Raw genomic sequence first — 2011 nt, 5'->3', positions numbered from 1 at the left:
CTCAACTAGGGAAATACTTTCATCTTGACGGCAATCGGACCGCCGACGCGGCAGCTCCAAGAACAGTATAAAAATCATATCAGCTAAAAATCATATCAGCGATTATAAGGACTGGGACCAACGTGAGCATGCAGCAGACTGGCTTTTATATCCGCAAAATGTTGGGCCGTACCTAAGCATCGATGAAACCTCGCTCTCCAATGGCGAGCTGTACACGATTGTGACCAATAAGGGAGCCAAAGGGCGTAAAGGGTCATTGGTAACCATGGTGAAAGGTACGCAAGCCAGCTCGGTCATCGAGATTTTGAGAAAAATTCCAAAGCGCATTGGTGGCAAAGTAAGAGAAGTCACCCTTGATATGGCTGCCAACATGGGAATGATAGTTAGCCGATGTTTCCCAAAGGCGTCAAAGGTTATCGACCGCTTCCATGTTCAGAAACTAGCCTTTGATGCGGTTCAAGAAATCAGGATACAACATCGCTGGCAGGCTTTGGATCAAGAAAATCAAGCTATTGAAGCAGCAAGGCAGGCGGGTGTGCCGCATGAACCTAAAATTCTTGCCAATGGTGACACGTTAAAACAATTACTGGTAAGAAGCCGGTATCTACTCTTCAAGCCAGAAGGTAAATGGACTGCTTCGCAGATTCAGCGTTCCAGGCTGCTTTTCGAGCGGTATCCGCTTATTGAGCAAGCTTACAAGCTCGCAACAGAGCTGGGAACAATCTTTCGCGCGTGTAAATCAAAAGAGCAGGCATTCAAAAAACTAGCATTGTGGTACAATGCAGTCGAGGATTGTGGCTTGGACTCCTTTAAAACCATGGCTAGATCTATTCAGACCCACTATCTGGACATCCTAAACTTTTTCAACAAAGGAGTACCAATGCTTCTGCAGAGTCATTCAACGCGAAAATCAAGGCATTTAGATCATCATCCAGAGGCGTGAGGGATATTCCATTCTTCCTATTTAGGCTCTCGAAACTTTATGCGTAAGTTCCCCCAGATTTTATGCTTGATCCGAATTTTGCTGTGAATTTCCTTCGGCTCTGTTTCATTTTCTTATCGGTTTAATGTCAAGTTACTAAACTTAACCGATGGCCTCAATTTTGGGGAGTATTGCATCTTCAGCCCTTACCGGAATCACCCTACCAGGTTTGGCACTGAACCAAAGCCAAAGTCCAAAAGAACTATCATTTGGTCATTGGTGAAGACTGGCACTTTTACAGCGCCCCGTTCCGCTATATCGGCGAGGTCAGGATCCCTTCTTGCGAAGACATGGTAGAGATCTATATGATAACCAGCGGATTGCCTGCACAACAGGAGCTACCGCAGCCATGGATTCACTACCGCGTAGCGGCCGCTTTGAAAGAACATATGCCACAAGCCCATCGTGTGGTGCCCAAACAACAAGGCTGGGATCCGGAATATTATCTGAGAAAAGCCAGTGAAAACGGCCCATGCAACTGCGAGCTCTTCAAAAAAGTCAGGCAGAGCAAACTGATCATCGATCAATCATATACGTCTTGTCTGGGTCTGCTCGATTGATCAAATTCCATGGGGCCATCCGGGTGGAAACTGCCCGTAAGCCTGCATTGACTTCCAATGGAGCGACTATTTAGATAGAACAACTGCCTTAGTCTGCGCTTTGTGTCCCTCCAAAAGTAACTGGAAAATATACACGCCATCGGCTTGATCGTTTAGATCAAGCACTTGTCGATACCTTCCGCCCGTCCCAGAAATTGTTTGCTTCCAAACCACACGGCCAAGAACATTAATAACAGACAATGTAGCTTTTTGCTGATGATCAGCTCCGAAGTCCGCGGTTAACTTTCCTGTGGTTGGGTTGGGCGCTACAACCAAACTCCAGCCTGACTTGTCTTCTGGTTCCCCAATCAAAGCCTCAACATTTTCCGAAAAAGCCACTCGAGCTGGTGAGGCGCAGGTCAATGTCCTTGGAGAGTTTGCCAAAATAAAGACATTATCTTTTATCCTGACACTGAGCTGGTGCTCCTGC

Annotated in this window: 2 protein-coding genes and 1 pseudogene; 2 read left to right on the top strand and 1 reads right to left on the bottom strand. The window is 46.5% G+C overall.

From position 1 onward, the window contains the following. Positions 1 to 67 precede the first annotated feature (67 nt). Both AC1XUF_RS32035 and AC1XUF_RS32030 read left to right on the top strand, forming a co-directional pair. Positions 68 to 990: pseudogene (locus AC1XUF_RS32035) on the top strand (ISAon1 family transposase). Positions 991 to 1191: 201 nt separating this feature from the next. Next, positions 1192 to 1542 carry a hypothetical protein gene (locus AC1XUF_RS32030; protein ID WP_483345963.1) on the top strand — a complete coding sequence of 117 codons (351 nt, stop codon included), beginning with the start codon at positions 1192 to 1194 and terminating at the stop codon, positions 1540 to 1542. Between the two features lie 66 nt (positions 1543 to 1608). On the opposite strand, the gene AC1XUF_RS32025 is transcribed toward AC1XUF_RS32030, so the two are convergent. Next, positions 1609 to 2011, bottom strand: a 403-nt coding sequence (locus AC1XUF_RS32025; RefSeq protein ID WP_483345962.1) for a T9SS type A sorting domain-containing protein, incomplete at its 5' end; no start/stop codon positions are given.

It is taken from the genome of Dyadobacter sp. HNCC25DJ185, from assembly GCF_056895195.1.
This window is presented reverse-complemented; position numbering and strand designations above follow the sequence as displayed.